This is a genomic window from Cryobacterium sp. Y11 (assembly GCF_002929535.1).
Classification (GTDB): domain Bacteria; phylum Actinomycetota; class Actinomycetes; order Actinomycetales; family Microbacteriaceae; genus Cryobacterium.
Map to the genome: position 1 here is coordinate 1 of NZ_PJJO01000024.1, position 3,348 is coordinate 3,348.

The 3,348-nt window shown below is 56.4% G+C and carries 3 protein-coding genes and 2 pseudogenes; 4 read left to right on the plus strand and 1 reads right to left on the minus strand.

Annotation, left to right across the window (positions count from 1 at the left end):
* From CXY75_RS20845 to CXY75_RS00270, 4 genes and pseudogenes are all read left to right on the plus strand, one after another.
* Window positions 1-88 (plus strand): annotated as a pseudogene (locus tag CXY75_RS20845) (cyclase); the annotation flags it as partial.
* Window positions 75-173: pseudogene (locus CXY75_RS20850) on the plus strand (transposase); the annotation flags it as partial. The pseudogenes CXY75_RS20845 and CXY75_RS20850, both read left to right, overlap by 14 nt.
* A 51-nt stretch (window positions 174-224) precedes the next feature.
* Window positions 225-548: a helix-turn-helix domain-containing protein gene (locus tag CXY75_RS20855; RefSeq protein WP_369826618.1), complete on the plus strand. Its 324-nt coding sequence runs from the start codon at window positions 225-227 to the stop codon at window positions 546-548.
* Between the two features lie 170 nt (window positions 549-718).
* Window positions 719-1,081 carry a hypothetical protein gene (locus CXY75_RS00270; RefSeq protein WP_146069290.1) on the plus strand — a complete coding sequence of 121 codons (363 nt, stop codon included), beginning with the start codon at window positions 719-721 and terminating at the stop codon, window positions 1,079-1,081.
* 274 nt (window positions 1,082-1,355) lie between these two features.
* Here CXY75_RS00270 and CXY75_RS00275 read toward each other — a convergent pair whose 3' ends face one another.
* Entirely contained in the window at window positions 1,356-1,679 is a 324-nt protein-coding gene (locus tag CXY75_RS00275; protein WP_104080903.1) for an ATP-dependent DNA ligase, read from the minus strand.
* Window positions 1,680-3,348 lie beyond the last annotated feature (1,669 nt).

Here is a 3,348-nt window from a genome sequence, read left to right on the forward strand (position 1 = left end):
CGTCAACGTTCCCGTTACCGTCGCTTACAACCAGTGGACAAAATTCGAGGAGTTTCCAAAGTTTTTGAGTTTTGTTGAATCCATCTCTCTGCGGCGTCGCACCCATTCCGGCATCTTCGGGAAAGCGGCAGCGTTTCCGTCTCGCGCGCGGTGGTGACCGGCAAGCTAACGCGGCCCTGCACCGTATTGTCCTGCTACGCAAACGCCACAAGGAACCTCGGACTATGGCCTATATCGCCCGACGCACCACTGAAGGCCTTTCCGACCGCGACATCGTCCGCTGCCTCAAACGCCACGTCGCCAACGAAATATTCGCATTGCTCACCCAAAATCCCGCTGTCCCTCTGCCCATTGGACCGCGGCTGCGGCAACGCCGCCAAACCCTCGGCATCGTCCTCACTGACGCGGCCAAACAGCTCAACGTCCCCTACCAGCGCTTACGTCGACTCGAGATAGGGCAACGCGCTGACACTGACCTGGAAACCACCTTCAGCGCCTGGCTCGACGACCAATCCCGACAATCGAATCCCACCCCAAAGGCCGCTTGACATCAATAGGAGCATCCACTCGCAGGGACGCAACCCCTGTTTTATGTCCTGTCATCGCTGAGAGGCAGGTCTTGGGTCGGACAGGTGCGCTGCGGAGGGAAATTCCGGGTGTCATCGTGCGCTGAAATGGAAGCACTTAAGCGGTTACTTTTCGGTGCTACGGTTTTCGCATGATGAATTTGACGTTCGTCGGCAAGAGCTTGCTGGTGGGGGATGAGGTAGCGGAACTTGTCATTGAATACGCGGCGACGCTGGCCCGTTCTGGGGGAGCAGACACTGTTCGGTTGATGGCTTATGATGCCGGCGGAGACGAGGTGCAGGCTCTGCTGTTGTTGAGTCAGGGCGCCCCTATTATGGCGGAAACCTCACATACCGACAGACCCGAACTCGATAATCGTGACATCGTGTCATACATGAAGCAGCGGCTGGCGCGCTCCGGGACTGTATCTTTTGGTCTTCCCCTGGATCATCAGCCCGACTCTACGTCCGCGTTTGAGGACGACTATAGTTTCAACTTTGAAACGACCGCATAATCTCAAACGGATTAGTCCCGCACTTGCGCTGCTCGACACGAAAAGTGACGTTTCCGCTCGCAGCATGAACCGGGTTAGGTAGTCGTGACTGTTGGCCGGCACTATACACCTCGCGGCGACCACGTAACCGGCGGCGCATCTGAAGATATGCCGTACCCGCCGAAAGCTCCGTGCAACAGGGCGTGAGGGTCGTGGGCGTTGGAAGGATGACGGGTGCGAACTGCGTAGAAGCAACTACACGCGTGGGCGCTGATGCGATGTGGTCAGGCGTGTATCAGGGGCCTAAGGGCGCTTCGGACTCGGTTGGTTGCGGCGTCACCCGCAGTCCCGCTGGTGTGTTTGATAGGTGTACGAGTTCTTCGACCCAGGCACGGTTAAGGCGGGGCTCCTTGCTGCCGAAGAAGTCGAATTGAAGCGGGATTGTCGGATGGATCCAGATGGAACTGTGACCGCTTCCTGCTGCCGCCGAGTATTCCCAGGAAAACGTAGAACTTTCTCCGCGGCTCATCTTGGCGAGAACGACGACCTTGAGGTGGGCGAGTACCCGATCATCGCACTCGATGGAACTTGACGGGGTTCCGTAAATAAATTTACCCATGATTACTGTCCCAGTCCATTCTCGATTTCACTTGTGATGCGGTTGAAGTCTTCCAACGTCTCGGAGTTGGTCAAGGTGGATGAGGCCAGTGGGAGTTTAGGCGGCTAGTTCAAGTGGGTCTTTTTCGATGTTTCGCGAATGCGTTCGGCTGCTGATGCCGTCGATGGTGGCTGGCCTACCGACAACAATTGCGGCGGGCGAGAGGTGCTTACTCATCAGCTTCATTTCGTCCACCTCCAATTCCGGTCATCCGCGTCGAACCGGACACGATTGACCCATTGATGTTGAGCGCGTCTGCCGCTCGCCCGAGGGGTCATGGGTGGCGATGGTGCGGGCACAAATGTCGCTGGTGGCGGTCACGTAGCCCGAGCCATTCCAGGCCCAGCAGGAGCACCGAGTCGAGGTCCACCGGTGAGGCGAACGCACCACCGCGCAGATCGCTGAACTCTTCAGCGTGGCGAGGTCCACGGTCTACCGTGCGATCCAACGCGCCGGGGACATCACAGTCTTAGCGTTCGTTGTGCAGACGAGTATGGGGAACATGACACCGGGACGTGCCGACGTCGTAGTGACGAGACTCCTCGTAGCTAACAGGTCGCGAGACTGCCAGAAGTTTCGAATGGTTGTTGTGTGTCGATGCTGTTGGCTGCTGCTCGCGCGTTCGTTGCCGTCGGATGGCGGAGACCATCGCGGTGCTGACATAGCGCATGTCAACACTCCAGTGAGTTCGTTTGCCGCGTAATTTAGGGCGATGTTTTCTCTGACGTAATGAGCATCCCGAAAGAGCTGTCGGCGGAGAGGGTGAGTTCCGCCAACCATACCGGGTTCACGCTGGGCGAGCGACCGCCATGGAATTTGAAGTAGAGGGGTATGGCGGGGTGCACCCATATTGAACTTCGACCATGTCCTGTCTCAGAGGCATCTTTCCAGGACAGCAGGAAACTTTCGCCCCGGCGAAGCTTGCGGACAATCACGATTTGAATGTGCGCCAGAATCCGATCGTCAAATTCGACTATTCTATTGCCGTATTCTATTGAACCCACAACACACTGCGTTTCCTGGGATATGTGGCTTGTGCCCTTGGTGCGGGGTCACCCGCCATTGAAAGGTGAAAGGAGTTCTCTAAAGACCGTTTTATGACTTCGTCATCCCAATTTGCATATTCCTGTTTTCCCTCCGAGTGCATTTGAATAACTGCAATGGCACGGTTTGAATTGAATGATTAGGAGATCCGGTGGGTGTTGCACCGGCCGCTGGTTGGATGGGTTACCGGCGACCGTGGTAGAGACGAATAGTGGTGGCGTTATAGCCGGCATATTTCAGCACGTATCGGAGTGCGGCAGTCTCTGCGTTCTGGGCGGGGTCCAATTTGATCTGCGTCTGAAGGCGACAATACGAGCACCTACTTCTCACGAATGAACACCTTCGTTCGGTCTGCCGTCCGAAAATGACATCGCGGTACATCTTGCGGGAAGCAGTCACTCCACATTGGGACTGCACGACCAGGATTCAGCCGTGCAGGTTCTGCGACGGGTGACTCTATCTGGACTAGTTGTTGATGGTGGATCGTTTAAGGTTTTTCGAGTCTTCCAACGACAGCTCGGAGTCGGCAAAGGCTTGGTCATCCGCAAAAGACTTCATGCGCGCGATACGATAGATGATTAGGCCG

What these genes read in the sequence shown, in the direction of transcription:
- CXY75_RS20855 (WP_369826618.1), top strand. Translation starts at nt 225, where the DNA reads ATGGCCTATATCGCCCGACGCACCACTGAAGGCCTTTCCGACCGCGAC.
- CXY75_RS00270 (WP_146069290.1), top strand. Translation starts at nt 719, where the DNA reads ATGATGAATTTGACGTTCGTCGGCAAGAGCTTGCTGGTGGGGGATGAG.
- CXY75_RS00275 (WP_104080903.1), bottom strand. Translation starts at nt 1,679, where the DNA reads ATGGGTAAATTTATTTACGGAACCCCGTCAAGTTCCATCGAGTGCGAT.